We start from the raw sequence: 20,808 nt of genomic DNA on the forward strand, positions 1-20,808 counted from the left end.
TTATTAGTTTTAATTTAATTTCTTCATTATCTTTCCAGACGCTGTCCATACTAGTATAAGTTGAGAAATGAACAAAACGATAATGATAGGCAGTTGATGTAACTCCATAGTAACTGTAACCATCTAAAGCCCAATTCATACACTATGGTGGAGGATTTTCACCTAATAACCGGATGAAAAAGGGGTGTAATCATGAAGAAACGTACTGTTAATGAAGCGGGAGGGAATGTGCCACAACCAATCCGCAGCGACGGAGCAGGTGCGATTGATTCTGGACCTCGTAATGTTATGCGGGATATTCAAAATCCGAATATGCTTGTTCCGCCTATAACGGATGCAGGGTTAGTTCCTAACTTGAAGTTTTCATTCTCGGACACTTCTATGATTTTGAAACAAGGCGGGTGGTCTCGGGAGATTACTGCTCGGGAACTACCGGTTTCGACGACGATTGCGGGAGTGAATATGAGTTTAACGGCCGGTGGAGTACGAGAACTACATTGGCATAAAGAGGCAGAATGGGCGTATATGCTTTTAGGACGGGCGCGCATAACGGCTGTTGATCAAAATGGGCGTAATTTTATTGCTGATGTTGGACCAGGTGATCTTTGGTATTTTCCGCCTGGTATTCCGCATTCCATTCAAGGATTGGAACATTGTGAATTTCTACTTGTTTTCGATGATGGACATTTTTCTGATTTATCTACTTTAGCTATTTCTGATTGGTTTGCGCATACGCCAAAAGAAGTGTTGTCGGCTAATTTTGGAGTACCTGAGAGTGCTTTTCATTCTATCCCTTCAGGTCAAGTTTATATTTATCAAGGAGAGGTGCCAGGTTCGCTTGAAAGTCAGGAAGTTCAATCACCGAAAGGGGAAGTTCCTTTAACATTTAAACATGAACTGTTAAAACAAAAGCCAATTAAGACTCCTGGTGGTAGCGTTCGAATTGTAGATTCTACAAATTTCCCTATTTCAAAAACGATCGCAGCAGCGCTCGTTGAGGTTGAGCCTGGTGGAATGAGAGAACTTCATTGGCACCCGAATAATGATGAATGGCAATATTATTTGACAGGAGAAGCGAGAATGACTGTGTTTCTTGGAAATGGTACCGCTCGTACATTTGATTATAGAGCTGGTGATGTCGGATATGTACCGTTTGCGACGGGGCATTATATTCAAAATACAGGTACCGAAACATTATGGTTTTTAGAGATGTTCAGAAGCAATCGTTTTGAAGATGTATCGTTAAATCAATGGATGGCACTGACTCCTAAAGAAATAGTGGAGGGTAATATACATGTTGGCCCGCAAGTAATGGATTCCCTGCGTAAGGAGAAGTGGCCTGTTGTGAAATATCCGGGGTTTTCATATAGTCCGAAAAATGATGAGTAAAAATGAAAATTTGCGTTATTCTTTCTGGAGACTGATAAGAAGGGATGGCGTATTTTTTATGCCTAATCTAGTCTTTATCCCGCTATTTGCCGGGCTGTCTGTAAAAGCCCGATTGGTGAGGGCTGATTAAAGTTTCACTTTATTAGTATCCGCTCTTTGTATTATTGTTCGGGAAATTATTATTGGAGCATAGTATAGGGAAGATACATATAAAATAGCACTATTATAAGCTGTAACGCATAAGTTGCACAGGCGATGCAACGATAACTAGCTTTACTCTTCATCATTTATTTGAACATAATGGGCATAGAGAGGTGATAAACACAGTATGATTTTTAGTGAGCGTTTAAAAGAAGAAAGGGAAAAAAGAAATTGGTCGCAAAATGATTTGGCTGAAAAAATTCATGTAAGTAGGCAATCTGTTTCGAAATGGGAGACGGGAAAGAACTATCCGAGCATTGAAATTATTATTCATTTAAGTGATTTGTTCGATATTACGATTGATGAACTGCTAAGGAGTGATGAAGAATTGACGCAGAAAGTAATTGAAGATAGTAAGAAATTGGCATATCCAAAATGGAAGGTGTTTTTTGATAGTTTATTTATGATAGGGGTATTTTTACTTATTGCAAAAATCGTTGTATGGATGCTAAATAAATTTGCTGGAGCAAGTATTGCAATTGTAGCAGATGCGCCATATGTAATGAATCTTTTGCCCCTTGTATTCATGATTATAGGTGGTATAGGTTCTGATAAGTTGAAGAAAATATATAAATAGAGGAAAGATTTGAAAGAAATCCCCTACACTAGCTGTTCTTTTCACTTAAATTGTGTACTATAAAGGATAGGATGACATAAAGAAGGGGATATAGAGAATGGAATTTCATGAACAGAAGATTTTGCCGGCAGTGAGGCAAATTAAAGATTTGGAAAAGCTATTACATAGTTCGTATGAATATATCGTTATTTTAGATATTCATGTCGGCCAATTGAAGAGTGTTATATCACTTGCGAAGCAATATTGTAAAAAGGTGTTTTTACATGTGGATTTAATTCATGGCTTGCAGAGTGATGGGCATGCGACGGAATATTTATGTCAGGAGTTTCGACCGTACGGGTTACTTTCGACAAAGGCGAGCGTTATTATGAAGGCGAAGCAAAAAGGTGTTGTGGCAATACAACGCATCTTTTTAATCGATTCGAGTGCGATGGAGAAGAGCTGCAATCTTTTAGATAAGACGAAACCGGATTATATTGAGGTGCTTCCAGGAGCAATGACGGATATTATCGCTGAAGTGAAAGAGCGTACTGGTGTACCGATTTTAGCAGGTGGTTTTATTCGTACTGTAGAAGATGTGGAAAGAGCTTTAAACGCTGGTGCGACAGCGATTACGACGTCAAAACGCGAACTATGGAAACATTACCAAAAAAAGTGACGAAAATGTGAAAAAATTCTGTTGACACCGCTTTCATAAGAGGTTAACATTATAGACAAGTTAATAAACGTGACGGAGAAAAGAAGAGATCCACATTTCATTGTTTCTATATAAATTTATATAGAAGCGTGCAAAGCTGTGGGTCTTTTTCTTTTGACAAAAACGAATGGCCATTCATTTTACCTCTATCACATTTGGAAGCGTTTAAATTGATTGTGGAGGGATACTATGTCAGCATTTTTAGGAGAGTTAATAGGGACTGCGTTGTTAATCGTACTTGGTGGCGGCGTTTGTGCTGGTGTAAGTTTAAAGAAATCGTTTGCGAAAGATTCAGGTTGGATTGTTATTACAATGGGCTGGGGCTTAGCAGTAGCGGTTGCAGCGTATGCGGTTGGATCAATTAGTGGGGCACATTTGAATCCAGCTTTAACGATAGGACTAGCATTTAAGGGAGCGTTCCCATGGAGTGACGTACCAGGTTATATCGTAGCACAAATGATTGGGGCAATTATCGGGGCAGTTATCGTATATTTACATTACTTACCACACTGGAAAGAAACAGAAGATCCAGGAACAAAGTTAGGTGTATTTGCAACAGGTCCAGCAATTCCGAACACATTTGCAAACCTTTTAAGTGAAATGATTGGAACATTCGTTTTAGTATTTGGTATATTAGCAATTGGTGCAAATAAATTTGCAGATGGATTAAATCCATTTATCGTAGGTTTCTTAATTGTAAGTATTGGTTTATCATTAGGTGGGACAACAGGATACGCAATTAACCCAGCACGTGATTTAGGTCCGCGTATCGCACACTTCTTCCTTCCGATTGCAGGAAAAGGCGGTTCAAACTGGAAGTATGCATGGATTCCAGTAGTAGGTCCAATTTTAGGTGGATCACTTGCAGGTTTATTCCATCAAGTTGTATTTGAAGGAAAGCAAAATTCAGCACTTATTTATGTGATTATCGCAACTGTGATTGTACTAGCAATCTCTTATATGACAAGTAAAAAAAGCGGAAGCAATACAAATAGTAGAAAAGTAGCATAAGGGGGAAACCGATATGAAAAAATATATTCTTTCATTAGACCAAGGAACAACAAGCTCACGCGCAATTCTTTTCAATAAAAAAGGTGAAATTGTTCATTCAGCTCAAAAAGAGTTTACACAACATTTTCCAAAGCCGGGCTGGGTAGAGCATAATGCACAAGAAATTTGGGGATCTATTTTAGCAGTTATCGCAACTTGCTTAAGCGAAGCAGATGTAAAACCAGAACAAATCGCAGGTATCGGTATTACGAACCAACGTGAAACAACGGTTGTCTGGGATAAAACAACTAGTAAACCAATTTACAACGCAATTGTATGGCAATCTCGCCAAACAGCTGAAATTTGTGATGAGTTAAAAGAAAAAGGTTATAGCGAAATGGTTCGCGAAAAAACAGGTCTTTTAATTGATGCATACTTCTCTGGTACGAAAGTAAAATGGATTTTAGATAACGTTGAAGGTGCAAGAGAGAAAGCAGAAAACGGTGATCTATTATTCGGAACAATTGATTCGTGGCTTGTATGGAAACTATCTGGTGGTAAAGCACACGTAACAGATTATTCAAACGCATCACGTACGTTAATGTTTAATATTCACGACTTACAGTGGGATGATGAGCTTCTAGAAATGTTAACAGTACCAAAGAGCATGCTTCCAGAAGTACGTCCATCATCTGAAATTTACGGAGAAACAATTGATTACCACTTCTTCGGCCAAAATGTACCGATTGCAGGTGTAGCTGGTGACCAACAAGCAGCATTATTTGGACAAGCTTGTTTCGGTGAAGGTATGGCGAAAAATACTTACGGAACTGGTTGCTTCATGTTAATGAACACAGGTGAAAAAGCAGTAGCTTCTGAGCACGGTCTATTAACAACAATTGCATGGGGAATAGATGGTAAAGTAAACTACGCATTAGAAGGAAGTATTTTCGTAGCAGGTTCTGCAATTCAGTGGTTACGTGACGGAATGCGCATGTTTAAAGATGCAAGTGAGAGTGAAGTGTATGCGAGTCGCGTTGAATCAACTGATGGTGTATACGTTGTACCAGCATTCGTTGGACTAGGAACACCTTATTGGGATAGTGAAGTACGCGGCGCTATGTTTGGTGTAACACGCGGTACGACGAAAGAGCACTTCATTCGTGCAACGCTAGAATCTTTAGCTTACCAAACGAAAGATGTATTATGCGCAATGGAAGCAGATTCAGGTATTGAACTGAAAACATTACGCGTTGATGGCGGAGCAGTTAAAAATAACTTCTTAATGAAGTTCCAAAGTGATATTTTAGATGTTCCTGTAGAGCGTCCAGTGATTAACGAAACAACGGCTCTAGGTGCAGCATACTTAGCTGGTCTTGCGGTTGGATATTGGAAAAACCAAGATGAAATTAAATCACAGTGGCATATGGACAAACGCTTTGAACCAACGATGGAAGCGGAAACAAGCGAAGAGCTATATGCTGGATGGAAAAAAGCAATTGAAGCAACAAAAGCTTTCAAATAATCATAAACAGTGTTATAATGGTGACAAGTTAATAATTCGGTAGGAGATTTGGAGAGACCACAACGCGCTATAGAGGCGAAATCTATAGCGGAGTTTGTGGTCTCTTTTTTCGTTATCAAAGGGAGGAATTACCATGAAATTTTCAAGTAAACAACGTAAAGACGTATTAAACGGAGTAAATAAACAAGAGTTAGATGTGATCGTAATTGGTGGAGGTATTACTGGTTCTGGTATTGCATTAGATGGAGCAACACGCGGGTTATCAACAATTGTGTTTGAAATGCAGGACTTTGCAGCAGGTACATCAAGTCGTTCAACGAAGCTTGTACACGGTGGTCTACGTTATTTAAAACAACTTGAAGTGAAAATGGTAGCAGAGGTGGGTAAAGAGCGTGCGATCGTATATGAGAACGGTCCCCATGTAACAACACCAGAGTGGATGTTACTTCCGTTCCATACAGGCGGTACGTTCGGATCATTTAGTACATCAATTGGTCTTCGTGTATACGACTTCTTAGCAGGTGTAAAACGAAGCGAGCGCAGAAAGATGTTTAACCGTGAAGAAACGCTAAACAAAGAGCCTCTTGTAAAAAAAGAAGGATTAAAAGGCGGCGGTTACTACGTAGAATATCGTACAGACGATGCGCGTCTTACAATTGAAGTAATGAAAGAAGCAATTGAGCATGGTGCGAAAGCTGTTAACTACGCAAAAGTAGACAGTTTCTTATATAAAGATGGAAAAGTATGCGGTGTACGTGTAATCGATTTACTAGACGGTGAAGTATATGAAGTTTACGGTAAGAAAATTGTAAACGCAGCTGGTCCTTGGGTAGATACACTTCGTGAAAAAGATAACTCGAAAAAAGGAAAAGTACTTCAGTTATCAAAAGGTGTTCACTTAGTAATTGATCAAAAACGTTTCCCACTCGGGCAAGCAATTTACTTCGATACACCAGATAAACGTATGGTGTTCGCGATTCCTCGCGGAGGAAAAACATACGTAGGTACAACAGATACGTTCTATGATAAAGACGCAGCTGTACCACAAATGACAACAGAAGATCGCACATACATCATTAATGCAATTAACTACATGTTCCCAAGCGTGAAAATTACAGAGAAAGACATTGAATCAAGCTGGGCTGGTGTACGTCCGTTAATTTATGAAGAAGGTAAGAATGCATCTGAAATTTCTCGTAAAGATGAAATTTGGACTTCTGAATCTGGTTTAATTACAATCGCAGGTGGTAAATTAACAGGATACCGCAAAATGGCTGAAATGGTAGTAGATTACGTAACGAACTTACTACAAAAAGAAGGTCATAGTGCATATCCGAAGAGTGATACGAAACATATGCCGATCTCTGGTGGACATGTAGATGGTTCACACGGATTCCCGGCATTCGTTGCGAAAAAAGCAGAAGAAGGTACGAAATCTGGTTTAACGAAAGCACAAGCAGAAGAATTCGCAAAATTCTATGGTTCTAACGTTGATGTACTATTTGGCTTAGCGAAAAAACATAAAGACGAAGCGAAAGAATACAACATGCCGCTTGACGTTCTAATCCCACTTGTATACGCAATGGATTACGAAATGACAGCAAAACCAGTTGACTTCTTCGTACGCCGCAGAGGCGCTGTATTCTTCAACATCCACTGGGTATATGAGTGGAAAGAAGCAGTAATCAACTACATGGCTGCGAAACTAGGCTGGAGCAAAGAAGAACAAATGAAATATACAGCTGAACTAGAAAAAGCATTAACAGACGCTGTAATTCCTGTAGATCAACAAGAACAGGCAGCTGCGTTAGCATAAAATAGAGAACCACCTGAAGGGGAGCCTTTAGGTGGTTTTTTCTCTTGACTAAAAATAAATAAAATGTGTTACAATGATGATAGAGTATTTAGTGTGAATTTTGCATAAAATAAAAAAGACAGAAGCCTGAGAAACTTCTGCCTTTGTAACCTAACTTGCTATTGTGGTGGTAGTAGGTGCGGTTATAAGACAATTACATTAACGTTTTAGCCGAGAACCGCCCTTACCTTTTCCACGAAGCAGGGTGGTTCTCGCTTTTTTGTATACAGAAATTAGCCATGGACCGAAGTATCTTCTACCGATGACAACGCCAGCTCCGGTTAGGATACCATACACTAATTTAATTACAAACATCGCGATCATATTATCACCTCCCCCTTTTTTCAAAATGGAAGAGATGATTACCACACCTACTAGTTATAGCTTATTAAGTTACGTATTCATTGTATTATGTTTTAAAATAGGGAACAAGATATATGGATGAAAATTCCTAGTTTTAAGCAGAGCATTAGTGTCAGGGGACAAGAAGTAAATAAATATTCATAAAAAAACGGTATGGACATTACCATCCGTATTTTTTTATGTATTTATAAAACTTTTCCATACAGTGCGTCGTCTAATATATGGGAAGGAGGAAATGATGTGGATGAATTAACGATAGAAGCGTTTGAAATAGAAGATAAGGAGGAACTTATCGACGAAATAATGAACAAGTATGGGCAAGAAGTCCTGCAGCTTGTGTATTCATATGTGAATAATAAAGAGATTGCGGAGGATGTAACGCAAGATATATTTGTAAAATGTTATAAATCTCTTCATACATATAAAGGGAAATCGAATGTGAAAACGTGGTTATGGAGAATTGCGATTAATCAATGTAAGGACTATATAAAAAGTTGGTATAACAAAAAGGTAATCGTTACAGAGGATGAATTTGCGTATATTGGGATTCAAAATGATAGTGTCGAACAAACTGTCATTCAAAATGCGGAGGATAGTAGGTTGGCTTCTGCGGTAATGAGTTTACCGATAAAATATCGAGAAGTCATTTATCTATTTTATTATGAAGAATTATCAATTAAAGAGATTGCTACAGTAATAGAAGTAAAGGAAAACACGATAAAAACGAGACTGAAAAAAGCGAAGGAGCTTTTGAAGAAAGGATTGGAGGAATAATCAAATGGAAGATGGATTAAAAGGCTTGCGAAAATCAATGGAGAACACAACGTTTAAACATTTGAGTTTTTCTGATCAGCACCAGAAGCAGGTGCGAGAAAAAATTAAGCAATCGTCCGAAAAGGAAGAAGATATCCTTTTAGCAGTGTTACAACTTCTTATGAATGAAAAAACGGGTTATGAATTGATGCAGTTGCTAAGAGGGAGAGGGATTCAAAAATTCGAAGGTGGTGAAGGGTCTCTATACACTTTATTACATCGTCTAGAACAAAATCGCTTTATCCAATCTAGCTGGGATCACGCGGGAGCTAAATATTATCAATTAAATGATAAAGGAAATAAAATGCTGCGAAAGGCAGAGAAGAATGCTACGAAGGCACGATTTATATTAAAAGGATTAGTACAGGAGTGAGAAAAAATTGAGCAAAAAAGGGGAGCGTTTTTTAAAAGAAGTTACGAACCATATTAAATCAAAAGAAGCAAAGGACTTGGTGGCAACAGAACTAGACTTTCACTTGAAACAGACGAAGAATATGTGGATAGAGAAAGGCTTAAGTGAGGAAGTTGCTGAAGATAAGGCTGTTGAACAAATGGGAAGTCCAATTAAGCTTGGCCAGGAACTTAATAAACTACATAAGCCAAAGGTTGATTGGTTCTTAATTGGTTTATTAGTGGCTGCGATGGGGCTAGGTTTTTTGCCAGTTATAGCGCTTGGACATGCTGACTTATTAATGAATAAGGTGATATTTGTAATTCTCGGTGTTACAACAGCGATTGGGATGATGCTATTTGATTATCGGAAGTTAGAGAGGCTTGGGTGGCTGTTTTATACAATTGGTGTACTTATCTTGTTAATGATAAAATGTTTTCCGACTGCTTCTTTGAATGGAGAACCATTACTAAAAATTGGTTCCGTCATAATTGATTGTTTAATGACAATACCATTCTTTTTTCTAGGCTGGGCTTCTTTTTTCAATAACAGTAGATTAAAGTTTATACATCTTCTCATGTTGTATTTATTTTCTTTATATTTATTTCTAACTACATCAACTCTTTTACCACTGTTCATCTATATCACGATGGTATTTGTTATGCTTTGGTGGAGTAAGTTAGGAAAGAAAACGGCATGGCTCATTACGATTTTACCTATTGTACCATTGATTATTAGGGATCTACTTTCCTGGTCTGCTGTAAAAGAATACCGTATGGCCAGAATTTTAGGAATGTTAAATCCAGAGCATGATCTATGGTATTTACGTTTAAAAGAGGCGATGTCTTCAGCAGGTTGGTTTGGTACATATGAAAATATAAAGTCTATCCGTGCTGCCCATACTGATTTTGTATTTGCAAGTTTGACTTACTATTATGGATATGTACTTGCGCTAGTTCTTGTCGTGATTCTTTCTCTTTTTGCAGTAAGAATAATGAACATAGCTTATAAAATAAATGATGGTTATGGTAAATTGCTTCTCGTTGGCGGAGTGACTCTTTTTGTAATCCATTTTATTTGTAATGTTGGCATGACCCTCGGGATATTACCACGTGTTTCTATATCATTACCATTTATTAGCTACGGATTGATACCAACTCTGTTTCATGCATTTATAATGGGAATTGTGTTAAGTGTATATCGACGTAAAGATATTCCTTTTAGAATGAGAAAAACACCTTGATAATCATCAAGGTGTTTTAGTTATTAGCTCAAAACTCTCCGAATCAGCCTCAAGCACAAAAGGACTAACCTCGCCAACGCTATAAAGTTGCAACTCATGCATTGCTCGCGTACAAGCAGTGTAGAACAATCTACGAACGCTCTCATCGCTGTACGCATCTTCAGAAGCATCGTAAATAATAACAGCGTCAAATTCGATACCTTTTGCTAAGTAAGCAGGTATCACAACAATGCCTTGCTCATACTCGGCTGAGTTACTCTTCACGAGTTTAATATTCTCGATATGACGGAGTGCTTCGTATGCAGCGGCGCTTTCAGTTGCGGATTTACATATAATCGCGATTGTATTGTGATTTTGTTTTTGTAGTTCGGTAACTTTTGTAGTAATATGCTCGTGCAGTTCGCTGTAATCAGCTATTTTCGTTACTGTAGGTTTCTCGCCATCGCGTTCAAAGGCGTGAATGTTCTTCCCTTCCGGTACGAGAGCACGTGTAAATTCAATAATCGGTTTTGTTGAGCGGTAGCTACGAGTTAAGTTAATACCGTTCGTTTCATCTGGTCCGTATAAGCTAGTAAGTGTATTGAAATTCACTGCCTCACTCGCATGGGCAAATATCGCTTGGTTAAAGTCTCCGAGTACCGTCATTCTTGCAGCAGGGAAGAGACGTTTTAAAAACTCGAACTGAAACGGAGAATAATCTTGCGCTTCATCTACGAGTACGTGTTTAATCGATCTGTTCGTTTGGAAGCCTTCAATTAATTCTTTTAAAAGTAAAAATGGAGTCGCATCCTCGTAATATAGCTTTCCTTCATCAAGCATGTTCACTGTTAATGAGCAAATGTCATCCCACTCTTTCGGTTTTTCCCCAGTAACCCATGATGCATCTGTGAAGAGCTGTTTATATATGCTTGTGAAATTGATGAAACGCAATGTTTGAACGCCTTTACGAAGTGGCTTCATTTTTTTACGGACAATCATACGCCCAAGTACTCTTGTTTCTTTCTCAAAGTCTTGAAAGGAGTTGTCGTCAAACTCGCCTTTTTTCTGTAAATATTTATAAGCCTTTTGGTATTCATCTTTACTAAGTAATTCAATTTCTTCTTCTACCCAAGGCTTTTTCAGTTCTGCTTTTTCGAGTGCATCTATTTGTTTATTTAGCCAATCCGTTAACTTTTCAATTCGACTATGGAAGCGGAGGGAGGAGTCAGTATTATAAAATTGCTCTGTAATCTCTTTTGCAGAGACGATCAGTTTTCCTCTAAATTTCATTCCTCTAAATAGCATGCCTGAAGATTCAAGAGATTGTCTGTACGCTCTAATCATCTCGAAAAATTGAGTGGATGCTTTAAATCGGATGCTCGCATTTCTCGTTTTATAGGTAGGGCTATTCGTTTCAGTTAACATATATTCCAATTGCTCATAAGGGTCTTCAACATCAAATGACTTACTTAGTCTATGGTTTAAATATTCTTGGAATGTTACTTGCTGCATATTTTCTTCACCGAGTTCAGGTAGTACGTTAGATACGTAGCTATTGAACATAGAGTTAGGGGAGAAGAGAATAATTTGATCCGCTTTTAGCCATTCGCGATATTTATATAGTAAGTAGGCGATTCGCTGAAGGGCAGCAGATGTTTTACCACTACCAGCAGCTCCTTGAACGATAAGGAGTCGGCCTTCATCGTGACGGATAATTTCATTTTGCTCACGCTGAATCGTAGCGACGATACTTTGCATATGTTTGTTCGTACCTTTTCCGAGTGCTTGTTGCAAGATTTCATCGCCAATTGTAAGGCTCGTATCGAACATGGAATCAATCTCGCCATTTTGAATAATGTATTGTAATTTTTTCTCCACATTACCGCGAATTACGCCGCCTGGTGTGTTGTACTCAGCTGGTCCTGGTGGGTAGTCGTAATAAACACTTGAAATTGGGGCGCGCCAGTCATAAATAAGAAAGTTTTCTCCGCTTGCATCAGTAAGGGTAGAAACACCGATATAGATTTGTTCTGTGGAAGGTTCGCCTTCTTCAGTGAAATCGATGCGTCCGAAGTAAGGTGCTTTTTGCATACGTCGCAGCGCGGCAAGTCGATTAAAGGTGTGTTTATGGGTGATTTGTGTAACAGCTAGTGATTGAGCTTGTTGTCTTAAGTTGATAACTGTTTCAAGGTAATCATCAAAAGTATCTGTATTCACTTTAACGTCATCCCAGAAGTGTTTACGGATGTTGATTACTTCTGCCCGGCGTCTGCCAGTTTCGTTTTCCAGCTTATCAATTTGCTGCGTAATAGTTTCGATTACGGTATCCAATCGTTTTTGCTCTAGATCAAGTTTTTTGTTCATACGTAAGCACTCCTTTAAAAGTGAAAAATAGAGGTTGACTGAAGAAAAATTTTGTTGTACAATTAAGATACGGATAAATACGTTCTTTATATTTTTTAAAACGTGTTTCTGTACTAATTTAACATAGTTTTTGAATTTAATCAATGATAATAAGATAAACCTTGGTTCCGTGTAGCGTGGATCAAGGTTTTTTTGTGTTTTTAAGAGGGAATCACACTTGTTGTCGTTTTTTGTCGGTAAGTCGATATATTTGAAAAATCGCCGATATAATTTCATTTACCGAATCTGGATATAACTATCGGGAGAAGAGGATATAAAAAAAGCTCGGGCCGAAGCCCAAGCTTTTTACTTCATTATTTCTTTTCTTCTTTTTTATCGTCAGCTTTTTGCTCTTTGAAAAGATCTTTTAAATCTTTATCGTCAACTTTTACGTCAGCTTTTTTGATTTCTTTCATCATTAAGTCATTCATAAATTGAGCATCTTGCGTTTTTTCTTGAGCTAGTGATTTTTTAATATCAGCTTTTGATTTATCGAAAGTTGCATCTGCGTGATTATCAGTTACTTTAATAATATGGTAACCGAATTGTGTTTTTACAGGTTCGCTTACTTCATCTTTTTTCAACTTTTGAGCTGCTTCTTCAAATTCTTTTACCATTTTCCCTGGTCCGAAGAATCCTAAGTCGCCACCTTTTTCTTTTGAACCTGTATCTTCAGAGTATTGCTTTGCTAATTCTTCGAAAGATTTACCTTGAGCAAGTTCATCTTTCACTTTTTTAGCAGTTTCTTCATCTTTTACAAGGATATGACTTGCTTTAATTTCTTTTTTATAATCCTCGAATTTTGCTTTTACATCTTTATCAGTAATCGATTGTTCAACCGCTTTTTCTTGAGCTAATTGAGCACGCACACTATTTTTGATAGTTTCTTCTTTAATACCTTGTTGTTTCATTAGTGTATCGAATTGATCACCGTATTGTTTTTTCATTTCATCGAACTTTTTGTCTACATCTTTGTCTTCAACTTTGTAGTTTTTAATAAGAACTTTTTCCATAACCATGTTGTTTAGTACTTGTTTACCAGCTTGTGTCTTCATTTGATCGTAGAATTCTTCTTTTGTAATGTCACCAGCTTTAGATGTAACGATTTTGTCTGATGATGATGTTCCACATGCTGATAATGCGATTACACTTGTTGCGGCTAAGGCAAGCATAGCTTTCTTCATTCGATAAACACTCCTACTATTATGTATTTTTAATTTATCCTACACCGATGAATTTTAAATTCATAAGAGCCCGATTAAGTCTCACTGATACTTTTGCTTTTTTGTATTGGTAAAGCGCGCTTAACAGGGCTTACCGTGGCTGAGGATAAAGTTTTGATGAATGTTTTGTTCTATAGTATAAGCAATATGTACAAAATTTAATATATCATATTTCGACGCGTTTTCATATTGATAAAGAAAAATTAACCAGTACGTGTCAGATTTTGAAAGTGTGCCATATTGGGCGTATGCCGCATATACAGAATAGAGGAGGGGATGGGGATGAATTCTCAACTTATTTTATTACTTGTACTGTTTATTTTATTGGTTATTGTAGGTATAATTTGCTTATAGAGGAAAAAAGTGAGGAAGGGGCTTTCCTTCCTCACTTTCCATGAAATATAATTTCTATATAACTAGAAATTAATAAAATTGTTATACATACATTAATAACCCGAAAGACACCGGGCTGGCGGCTCGCAGCTATTTGTTTTCGTTCACACAGTGTATGTGTCATGAAATTCGTGTAAAATATAACAAGAAGTGCGAATGCGACAAAAACAACTGTTATAAGTGTCATGAGGCGAGACCTCCTTTTGGCTAAAATACATATACATATATTGTATCACACGATATTTTGTTCGTGTTACAAAATTCAGAAATAGAAGACTTTGTGTTAGAAAGTGAGGGAGAAAATGGACGTTGTTAGAAGATTAGAACAAGCTGAATACTACGTAGACTTACTATTTAAAATGATTGATGAAGAGAAGTGTCCATTTTATTCTTTGATCATAAAGAAAAAAGCTCGTAAAAAAGATATTGAACGTATACTAAATCTTTGTGAAAAACTGAACGAGCAATATGTAGTGGAGAAAGCAGAAGGGCTTCTTTTGTTCGATGCGCTGTTAGATCAATTTGAAAAAGCGCTTCCACATCAGCTCGAAGTAAACGAAACTGCGGAAGCGCTAGCAAAACAAGGTTTATTTAAGCCGCTTATGAATGAATTCTTAAGCATGATTGCGAAAAAATAAATAGATTATTTCTTAACTAACTTTTGATCGGATTCTGTAAAGTTCTCTTCAATATCTTCTAATGATTTCTCAAAAATATCGATGAAGTCTTGTCCGTAAATATTACGCAGGATTGCAATCAGTTCGATATTTTCTGGGAACTTCCCATAAAAATTACGAAGTGCAAGAGCCCCATTAAACACTGAATTATTTTCAGGATCATACTCCTCCATTAAGCGAAGTAGTAATTCTTCCCCTTTGTCTGTAATTTCAATGTACGTATTTCGTTTATCATCTTCCTTTTTTGAGAATACAAGATAGCCGCGTTCTTCAAGCTTTTTAGAGAAGTTAAACGCCGTTGATACGTGCATAACTCCAAACTTAGCAATCTCAGAAATAGAAGCCCCTTTTAAATGATAAGCGATTGTTAAAATATGATGTTCATTAATATTTAAATCGTAAGGTTTAATCCACTGCTGCCAATCTTTCTCTACACATTTCCATAACGCTTTCGATAATTGAGCAATGCGTTGGCTGAAAATCATCGCTTCTTTTACCGAGTAATCTTTTTCTCCACTTTTCATGTACTCACCCACTTTAACATTCTTTTTTCATTACTATCTATTATGCCAGTAAAATAAAAATTAATAAAGTCTTTTTGTGAGAATTGTGAAAATTTTTTAACAAAATGACATTCTATACAAATCATGCATAACTATGGAAGCGTTTTATGAGTCGTGAATACATGCGTTGTCCTTACATGTTAATTGATAACATATATTGTAAATGCATAAAAACACGGCATATCTATACGATATGCCGTGTCAAGGTCAATTTATATAAAAAATATTTGTTATATGCAAAAAACTAAGCAGGAATTTGTTTACGCTTTTTCTGGAACAGCTTCTTGTAGTTTCTCAATTGACTTTTGGATGTCCAAAATTTCTTTCTCAATATGGCGCTTGTTTTGAGAAATATCTTGTTTCCAGTTAGAAAGCGTGTCTTGCATGTCATCTTTTAGTTCTTGAAACACTTCTTTACCTTCTGAAGCAGTTTCAACAATTTGACGCTTTAATAATTTCGTATCAGCTGTAATATCAGCTAAAGTCTTTTTAATATCATTTCCTTTTTCTTTTAACTTGCCGCGCATGTCTTTACCAGAAGAAGGAGTTGAGAAAAGAACGGCTAGTCCAGCAACTGCTCCCCCGCAAATAACACCTGTAATAAAGGATTTAGCTTTTGACATAAAAGGAGACCTCCTTATTTTTTGTTCGTATTCATGATGTAAAACAATATGCATATCTTTCTTATATGTGCTATGCACAAACAATCATCCCTGAGCATTTTAAGTGAAGAAACAAGCCATGCGGAATTTGATGACTTCAGGGAAGTGGCTTGTTATGTATTACGCCTTCTTATAGTGTCATTATTTCACACTATTTGCAATTGTACTTGCGATGTTTTGTAAATTTTCCATAGTGTATTCATTTTGGTGTGATTTCCAAACAGCACCGAAACCATCTTTTTCACCGTAGCGTGGAATTAAATGAAGGTGGAAGTGGAACACAGTTTGTCCAGCTTTTTCACCGTTATTGTTAAGTAGGTTAAAGCCAACTGGATTAAACTCTGCTTTAATCGCATTTGCGATTTTTGGAACGACAGAAAAAATGTGTGATGCGATTTCTGGCGTTAACGCAAAAATGTCTTGTTTGTGAACTTTCGGAATAACAAGAGTATGTCCTTTTGTTACTTGACTAATATCTAAAAATGCAAGCACATGTTCATCTTCGTATACTTTTGAGCAAGGGATTTGCCCGTCAATGATTTTACAAAAAATACAATTGTCTGCTGTATGATTCATTGATCTCATCCTTTCAAATATCCTTAGCCGTATTTTACCATAATTACATAAGAGAACAAACACGAAAAACAGGAAGCTGACTCAGCTTCCTGTTTTCTGAAGAGGGATTGAAAAAGCATTATCGTAATTTACGTTTCGCAGACACCTCATTTATTTAAGAAATGCACGGTAAATCGGCTAAAGTTTCTGCCGTAGACACCCCATTTTCAAGTGAAATGAATTGCAATCTTTCATAAAAGGAAATTGTTTATTTTTTAAAACAGTATATGCTCTTTCGGAGACACCCCGTTTCGAAAATGAAACAAATAATCTGGTTATGTGTAAATTTCATTGTCCAACATGGACACCCCATTTCATGATGACTTCACTATGTTGTTGTACTCATCAATTGGTGGTTGCTTTTTCAATGTGTTCCTTCTTCAATAATTATGATGTCCGCTTTCGGGAAAATATATGCTAATAAATTTAAATTTTTTTTTTGAGTACATGGATACTATGTAGTACAGCATAATTTTTGGTAAGATGAATATAGAATGAATACTAATGAAGAAAGTGGTGTCGTATGAGCGAGTTATTGCGTGTAGAAAATGTTACAGGAGGATATACGAAACGACCTGTATTAAAAGACGTTTCGTTCTCTGTTAATAAAGGCGAACTTGTCGGCTTAATCGGTTTAAATGGAGCTGGTAAAAGTACGACGATTAAACATATTATCGGTTTAATGGAACCGAAAAAAGGAACTGTCACAATTAATGGGAAAACAATTCGTGATGATATGACAGCGTACCGTTCTAGCTTTTCATTCATTCCAGAAACGCCGGTATTATATGATGAATTAACGTTAGAAGAGCATTTGAAATTAACAGCGATGGCGTACGGCGTCGATGAAAAACAATATGAAGAACGTGTAGGACAACTATTACATGAATTTCGAATGAAAAATCGTTTAAAATGGTTTCCATCTCATTTCTCAAAAGGGATGAAACAAAAAGTAATGATTATGAGCGCGTTTTTAGTTGAGCCATCTCTTTACATAGTAGACGAACCTTTCGTTGGATTAGATCCGTTAGCAATTCAATCTCTTCTTCAAATGATGGATCAAATGAAAAAGAGTGGAGCCGGTATTTTAATGAGCACACATATTTTAGCGACGGCAGAGCGTTATTGTGATTCGTTCATTATTCTGCATCAAGGTGAAGTAAGAGCGAAGGGAACATTAGCTGAACTGCAATCACAGTTTAATATGCCAGGTGCAACGTTAGATGATATTTACATCGCGCTAACAAAGGAAGAAGATTATGAATAGCACAGCGTTATGGAAAGAACGATTTCGTCACTTTCTAAAAGAAGTTCGTACATATAGTAAATACGTATTTAATGATCATTTGAAATTTATTTTCGTGTTCATCATCGGTGCGGGAGCGTATTATTACCAGCAATGGTTACAAACGTTAACATCTTCCTTTCCAACTGCGCTCGTAATGGCAGTATTAATTGGACTCGTGTTAACAGCTGGATCCATTCAAACGTTATTAAAAGAAGCGGATCTCGTTTACTTACTGCCAGTTGAAGAAAAGTTAAAACCTTACTTCACCAAGGCATTTCTTTTTACATTTATGATTCAGTTATACATAATCGCAATCGTAGCAGCTGCGCTTGCTCCGTTATACTTCCAACAAATGAAGCAAACCGGTGCTGGCTACATATGGATTGTCCTCGCATTTGTCATTGTAAAAGCGTGGAATTTATTCGTCGCGTGGGAAAAATCATTTTTAACAGATCAAAATATACAAAGAGTTGATTGGTTTATTCGTTTTATCTTAAACGGTTTATTTGTATATTTCCTTGTAGAACGTACTTCAGTTCTTGTTATTGGCGGAATCGTTCTGCTCATGGTGTTATATCTTGCTATCATGCATCAAATGGTAAAAGGAAAGCCGCTAAACTGGGAGTATTTAATTTCTGAAGAAGGTAAGAAAATGATGCTGCTGTACCGAATTGCAAATATGTTCGTTGATGTACCAGCATTAAAAGAAAGAGTATCTCGCCGAAAATGGCTGGATTTCATTCTGTCGATAATCGGCGAAAAGCGCACATATTTATACTTATATACGAGAACGTTTTTAAGATCAGGTAACTATTTTGGATTATATGTGCGTCTGCTCGCTCTTGGAGGAGTTATTCTTTACTTCATTCCATTTTTATACGGGCGATTTATCGTAAGTTTTATTTTCCTATACTTAATTGGCTATCAGCTATTAACTTTATGGAAACATCACCGCATGAAAATTTGGCTTGATTTGTATCCAGTAAAGGTAGATGAAAAGAAGAAAGATTTTCTTACTTTATTAAATGTGATTCTAATCATCGGGAGCGTAATCTTTACAGTTATATTTGCACTAGCAACGAAAGATTTCATGATGACAGGAATTTTACTTGTCGTAAGCATATTATTTAGTATCGGTTTCGTTTACCAATACGGTGCGAAGCGCATTGAACGTTTAAATTGAAGGGAATGAACCTATGATTACATATGAAGAAAAGGTTATAAAAGAACTGGAGCAGTGGAAAGCTACATTCATGAAAGATTCTTCTATGATGACACGGTTCTCAAAGAAAGTGCAGACGAAAGTACAACAGCTTATTCCGGCGAAAGTGCAAAAAGTCTTAACAGAAACGATTCGGATGATGGTGCAAACGATCAGCGCCGGATCAAACTTTATAAAGCCGAAGCTAAAAGAGACGACATGGTCACTGCAAAGACGTGATGACGAAGTGCGTAAAAAAATGGATGAGTACAAAAAAATAGCTGCGGCAGAAGGAGCAGGGACGGGGGCTGGTGGTATTTTACTCGGTCTTGCTGACTTTCCGCTTTTACTTACGATTAAAATTAAATTTTTATTCGATGCAGCAACGTTGTATGGATTTGATACAAGTAAACAAGAAGAGCGTCTTTTTATTCTTCACGTTTTCCAACTCGCCTTTTCAAGTGACAATCACAGAAAAGAAATATGGAAAGCAATTGAAACGTGGGATACAGAAAAAGAAAATCATATGGACTGGGAAAAGTTCCAAACAGAATACCGAGACTATATCGATTTAGCGAAAATGCTTCAGCTCGTACCAGTAATCGGTGCCCCGGTAGGCGCATATGCGAACTATCAATTGCTGCAAAGACTTGGAGAAGTGACAATGAATTGTTATCGTATGCGATTGCTAAATAGAAAGTAAAAAAAAGCATCCTAAATGTGTGATTTAGGATGCTTTTTTTAGAAGTTAATTTCGCTATAGCCAACTCCGACTACAATCAATATGATAAAGAGCACAATAATGGATGGAAATCCGCTTTTATTATCGTGACCAGCCTCATCGCCGCCTTTATCCCGCTGTTTATGAAGGCTGATTAAAGTTTCACTTTATCAAGAACTTCCTGTGTAAACTCTTATTAACTTGCAAATTATTCAGTTTCATTTTATAATTTATTTACCGACCGGTAAGTAAAAATAAGTGAGGTACAGTATGACAAAGAATTTACAAACATCGCAAAACATTGTCGAGGCATCATTTAAACTCATGGCAGAGCACGGCATTGAGAAGATGAGCCTTTCCATGATTGCGAAAGAGGTAGGTATTTCAAAACCGGCTATTTATTATCATTTTTCTTCTAAAGAAGCGTTAGTCGATTTTTTATTTGAAGAGATTTTTTCTGATTATCATTTTGCAAATTACTTCGATAAAGAGCAGTATACGAAAGAAAATTTTGCAGAAAAGCTAATCGCAGATGGTTTACATATGCTCTCTGAGTATGAAGGGCAAGAAGGAATACTACGCGTTATCAATGAATTTATCGTAACTGCATCGCGAAATGAAAAGTATCAGAAACGATTATTTGAAATACAAGAGGATTTCTTACATGGTTTCCACGATTTATTGAAGCAAGGCGCGAGACTGGGCGTTGTGTCACAACATGCAACGGAAGAAAACGCTCATACGCTAGCGCTTGTGATCGATAATATGAGCAATTATATGCTCATGGGATTTCAGTTAAAATATAAAGAAATTTGGATTCGAAATGTGAAAAGCGTCATGAAGGAGGAGTAAAAATGAAAATGCAAAAAAACTGGTGGCTCGGTTTTCTTGGATTCATTGGAGTTTATAAAATTCCAGGCATGATAGAGGCTTTTCAAGCAGATGGAAGTTGGATGAAGTTAATCGGTTTTATTTGGCTACTTTGGTTCGGATATTTTATTCCAGAGAGGAAAGAAGATTAAATTTTAATTTTCTGTAA

23 protein-coding genes are annotated in these 20,808 nt (G+C 37.0%); 15 read left to right on the forward strand and 8 right to left on the reverse strand.

All coding sequences use genetic code 11. The annotated features are described in order from the left end of the window. The first annotated feature begins 192 nt into the window (after nt 1-192). The 6 genes from MR160_RS15900 (at nt 193) to glpD (ending at nt 7,195) form a co-directional block, all read left to right on the forward strand. A complete protein-coding gene (locus tag MR160_RS15900; RefSeq protein WP_242297699.1) occupies nt 193-1,389 on the forward strand; it encodes an oxalate decarboxylase family bicupin in 1,197 nt (398 codons plus the stop codon). 328 nt (nt 1,390-1,717) lie between these two features. Then, nucleotides 1,718-2,167 (forward strand): helix-turn-helix domain-containing protein, encoded by a 450-nt coding sequence (locus MR160_RS15905; protein ID WP_000577641.1) that lies wholly within the window; start codon nt 1,718-1,720, stop codon nt 2,165-2,167. Between the two features lie 97 nt (nt 2,168-2,264). After that, nucleotides 2,265-2,825: a glycerol uptake operon antiterminator GlpP gene (glpP, locus tag MR160_RS15910; protein WP_000394286.1), complete on the forward strand. Its 561-nt coding sequence runs from the start codon at nt 2,265-2,267 to the stop codon at nt 2,823-2,825. A 228-nt stretch (nt 2,826-3,053) separates the two neighbouring features. Then, a complete protein-coding gene (gene glpF, locus MR160_RS15915) occupies nt 3,054-3,875 on the forward strand; it encodes a glycerol uptake facilitator protein GlpF (protein ID WP_001272200.1) in 822 nt (273 codons plus the stop codon). A gap of 13 nt (nt 3,876-3,888) precedes the next feature. Continuing rightward, nucleotides 3,889-5,379 carry a glycerol kinase GlpK gene (glpK, locus tag MR160_RS15920; protein WP_000760013.1) on the forward strand — a complete coding sequence of 497 codons (1,491 nt, stop codon included), beginning with the start codon at nt 3,889-3,891 and terminating at the stop codon, nt 5,377-5,379. Between the two features lie 133 nt (nt 5,380-5,512). Next, nucleotides 5,513-7,195, forward strand: a complete 1,683-nt coding sequence (gene glpD, locus MR160_RS15925) for an aerobic glycerol-3-phosphate dehydrogenase (protein WP_242297701.1) — start codon at nt 5,513-5,515, stop codon at nt 7,193-7,195. A 198-nt stretch (nt 7,196-7,393) separates the two neighbouring features. Here the strand turns inward: glpD and MR160_RS15930 are convergent, their stop codons facing one another. After that, on the reverse strand, nt 7,394-7,558 hold the full coding sequence (locus MR160_RS15930) for a hypothetical protein (RefSeq protein ID WP_000561150.1): 165 nt from the start codon (nt 7,556-7,558) through the stop codon (nt 7,394-7,396). Between the two features lie 279 nt (nt 7,559-7,837). On the opposite strand from MR160_RS15930, the gene MR160_RS15935 reads away from it, so the two are divergent. Genes MR160_RS15935 through MR160_RS15945 form a run of 3 tightly spaced genes read left to right on the forward strand, consistent with a single transcriptional unit; the run spans nt 7,838 to nt 10,044 of the window. After that, entirely contained in the window at nt 7,838-8,371 is a 534-nt protein-coding gene (locus tag MR160_RS15935; protein WP_000344008.1) for a sigma-70 family RNA polymerase sigma factor, read from the forward strand. 4 nt (nt 8,372-8,375) lie between these two features. Continuing rightward, nucleotides 8,376-8,783, forward strand: coding sequence for a PadR family transcriptional regulator (locus MR160_RS15940; protein ID WP_000389386.1), 408 nt, complete (start codon nt 8,376-8,378; stop codon nt 8,781-8,783). A 7-nt stretch (nt 8,784-8,790) separates the two neighbouring features. Then, nucleotides 8,791-10,044, forward strand: a complete 1,254-nt coding sequence (locus MR160_RS15945; protein ID WP_000037420.1) for an FtsW/RodA/SpoVE family cell cycle protein — start codon at nt 8,791-8,793, stop codon at nt 10,042-10,044. 6 nt (nt 10,045-10,050) lie between these two features. Here the strand turns inward: MR160_RS15945 and helD are convergent, their stop codons facing one another. From helD to MR160_RS15960, 3 genes are all read right to left on the reverse strand, one after another. Next, nucleotides 10,051-12,387, reverse strand: a complete 2,337-nt coding sequence (gene helD, locus MR160_RS15950) for an RNA polymerase recycling motor HelD (RefSeq protein ID WP_001035461.1) — start codon at nt 12,385-12,387, stop codon at nt 10,051-10,053. A 353-nt stretch (nt 12,388-12,740) separates the two neighbouring features. After that, nucleotides 12,741-13,610 carry a peptidylprolyl isomerase PrsA gene (gene prsA / locus MR160_RS15955; RefSeq protein ID WP_000710062.1) on the reverse strand — a complete coding sequence of 290 codons (870 nt, stop codon included), beginning with the start codon at nt 13,608-13,610 and terminating at the stop codon, nt 12,741-12,743. A gap of 424 nt (nt 13,611-14,034) precedes the next feature. Then, nucleotides 14,035-14,229 carry a hypothetical protein gene (locus MR160_RS15960; RefSeq protein WP_000172690.1) on the reverse strand — a complete coding sequence of 65 codons (195 nt, stop codon included), beginning with the start codon at nt 14,227-14,229 and terminating at the stop codon, nt 14,035-14,037. Nucleotides 14,230-14,344: 115 nt separating this feature from the next. Here MR160_RS15960 and MR160_RS15965 point away from each other — a divergent pair, with 115 nt between their 5' ends. Then, complete coding sequence (locus tag MR160_RS15965) at nt 14,345-14,680, forward strand: DUF1878 family protein (protein WP_000383656.1); 336 nt, start codon at nt 14,345-14,347, stop codon at nt 14,678-14,680. 5 nt (nt 14,681-14,685) lie between these two features. On the opposite strand, the gene MR160_RS15970 is transcribed toward MR160_RS15965, so the two are convergent. The 3 genes from MR160_RS15970 to MR160_RS15980 form a co-directional block, all read right to left on the reverse strand. Further along, complete coding sequence (locus tag MR160_RS15970) at nt 14,686-15,243, reverse strand: HTH-type transcriptional regulator Hpr (RefSeq protein ID WP_000834924.1); 558 nt, start codon at nt 15,241-15,243, stop codon at nt 14,686-14,688. A gap of 299 nt (nt 15,244-15,542) precedes the next feature. Then, nucleotides 15,543-15,905 (reverse strand): YtxH domain-containing protein, encoded by a 363-nt coding sequence (locus MR160_RS15975; RefSeq protein ID WP_000030302.1) that lies wholly within the window; start codon nt 15,903-15,905, stop codon nt 15,543-15,545. 180 nt (nt 15,906-16,085) lie between these two features. Beyond that, nucleotides 16,086-16,520 carry an HIT family protein gene (locus MR160_RS15980; RefSeq protein WP_001016835.1) on the reverse strand — a complete coding sequence of 145 codons (435 nt, stop codon included), beginning with the start codon at nt 16,518-16,520 and terminating at the stop codon, nt 16,086-16,088. A gap of 562 nt (nt 16,521-17,082) precedes the next feature. Here MR160_RS15980 and ecsA point away from each other — a divergent pair. The 3 genes from ecsA to ecsC are packed head-to-tail and all read left to right on the forward strand — an operon-like array spanning nt 17,083 to nt 19,751. Further along, a complete protein-coding gene (gene ecsA / locus MR160_RS15985; RefSeq protein WP_001292597.1) occupies nt 17,083-17,826 on the forward strand; it encodes an ABC transporter ATP-binding protein EcsA in 744 nt (247 codons plus the stop codon). Then, entirely contained in the window at nt 17,819-19,030 is a 1,212-nt protein-coding gene (ecsB, locus tag MR160_RS15990; RefSeq protein ID WP_001089123.1) for an ABC transporter permease EcsB, read from the forward strand. The genes ecsA and ecsB overlap by 8 nt, the downstream gene beginning before the upstream one ends. Before the next feature lie 13 nt (nt 19,031-19,043). After that, a complete protein-coding gene (gene ecsC, locus MR160_RS15995) occupies nt 19,044-19,751 on the forward strand; it encodes an ecs operon protein EcsC (RefSeq protein WP_000634144.1) in 708 nt (235 codons plus the stop codon). A gap of 38 nt (nt 19,752-19,789) precedes the next feature. Here the strand turns inward: ecsC and MR160_RS16000 are convergent, their stop codons facing one another. Further along, nucleotides 19,790-19,924 (reverse strand): YjcZ family sporulation protein, encoded by a 135-nt coding sequence (locus tag MR160_RS16000; protein ID WP_102981857.1) that lies wholly within the window; start codon nt 19,922-19,924, stop codon nt 19,790-19,792. A gap of 115 nt (nt 19,925-20,039) precedes the next feature. Here MR160_RS16000 and MR160_RS16005 point away from each other — a divergent pair, with 115 nt between their 5' ends. Next, nucleotides 20,040-20,621 (forward strand): TetR/AcrR family transcriptional regulator, encoded by a 582-nt coding sequence (locus MR160_RS16005; protein WP_000164836.1) that lies wholly within the window; start codon nt 20,040-20,042, stop codon nt 20,619-20,621. Between the two features lie 2 nt (nt 20,622-20,623). After that, nucleotides 20,624-20,791, forward strand: a complete 168-nt coding sequence (locus tag MR160_RS16010; RefSeq protein ID WP_000783816.1) for a hypothetical protein — start codon at nt 20,624-20,626, stop codon at nt 20,789-20,791. The last annotated feature ends 17 nt before the right edge of the window (nt 20,792-20,808 follow it).

Source organism: Bacillus cereus group sp. BfR-BA-01382, assembly GCF_022663475.1.
Classification (GTDB): Bacteria; Bacillota; Bacilli; order Bacillales; family Bacillaceae_G; genus Bacillus_A; species Bacillus_A thuringiensis_S.

Excerpts from the sequence above, each read along its gene's own strand:
- MR160_RS15980 (WP_001016835.1), bottom strand. The coding sequence starts at position 16,520 with ATGAATCATACAGCAGACAATTGTATTTTTTGTAAAATCATTGACGGG.
- MR160_RS15930 (WP_000561150.1), bottom strand. The coding sequence starts at position 7,558 with ATGATCGCGATGTTTGTAATTAAATTAGTGTATGGTATCCTAACCGGA.
- MR160_RS15905 (WP_000577641.1), top strand. The coding sequence starts at position 1,718 with ATGATTTTTAGTGAGCGTTTAAAAGAAGAAAGGGAAAAAAGAAATTGG.
- MR160_RS15970 (WP_000834924.1), bottom strand. The coding sequence starts at position 15,243 with ATGAAAAGTGGAGAAAAAGATTACTCGGTAAAAGAAGCGATGATTTTC.
- glpK (WP_000760013.1), top strand. The coding sequence starts at position 3,889 with ATGAAAAAATATATTCTTTCATTAGACCAAGGAACAACAAGCTCACGC.
- glpD (WP_242297701.1), top strand. The coding sequence starts at position 5,513 with ATGAAATTTTCAAGTAAACAACGTAAAGACGTATTAAACGGAGTAAAT.
- MR160_RS15965 (WP_000383656.1), top strand. The coding sequence starts at position 14,345 with ATGGACGTTGTTAGAAGATTAGAACAAGCTGAATACTACGTAGACTTA.
- MR160_RS16010 (WP_000783816.1), top strand. The coding sequence starts at position 20,624 with ATGAAAATGCAAAAAAACTGGTGGCTCGGTTTTCTTGGATTCATTGGA.
- prsA (WP_000710062.1), bottom strand. The coding sequence starts at position 13,610 with ATGAAGAAAGCTATGCTTGCCTTAGCCGCAACAAGTGTAATCGCATTA.
- MR160_RS15900 (WP_242297699.1), top strand. The coding sequence starts at position 193 with ATGAAGAAACGTACTGTTAATGAAGCGGGAGGGAATGTGCCACAACCA.
- MR160_RS16005 (WP_000164836.1), top strand. The coding sequence starts at position 20,040 with ATGACAAAGAATTTACAAACATCGCAAAACATTGTCGAGGCATCATTT.
- ecsB (WP_001089123.1), top strand. The coding sequence starts at position 17,819 with ATGAATAGCACAGCGTTATGGAAAGAACGATTTCGTCACTTTCTAAAA.
- glpP (WP_000394286.1), top strand. The coding sequence starts at position 2,265 with ATGGAATTTCATGAACAGAAGATTTTGCCGGCAGTGAGGCAAATTAAA.
- MR160_RS15975 (WP_000030302.1), bottom strand. The coding sequence starts at position 15,905 with ATGTCAAAAGCTAAATCCTTTATTACAGGTGTTATTTGCGGGGGAGCA.
- MR160_RS15960 (WP_000172690.1), bottom strand. The coding sequence starts at position 14,229 with ATGACACTTATAACAGTTGTTTTTGTCGCATTCGCACTTCTTGTTATA.
- MR160_RS15940 (WP_000389386.1), top strand. The coding sequence starts at position 8,376 with ATGGAAGATGGATTAAAAGGCTTGCGAAAATCAATGGAGAACACAACG.
- helD (WP_001035461.1), bottom strand. The coding sequence starts at position 12,387 with ATGAACAAAAAACTTGATCTAGAGCAAAAACGATTGGATACCGTAATC.
- ecsC (WP_000634144.1), top strand. The coding sequence starts at position 19,044 with ATGATTACATATGAAGAAAAGGTTATAAAAGAACTGGAGCAGTGGAAA.
- glpF (WP_001272200.1), top strand. The coding sequence starts at position 3,054 with ATGTCAGCATTTTTAGGAGAGTTAATAGGGACTGCGTTGTTAATCGTA.
- ecsA (WP_001292597.1), top strand. The coding sequence starts at position 17,083 with ATGAGCGAGTTATTGCGTGTAGAAAATGTTACAGGAGGATATACGAAA.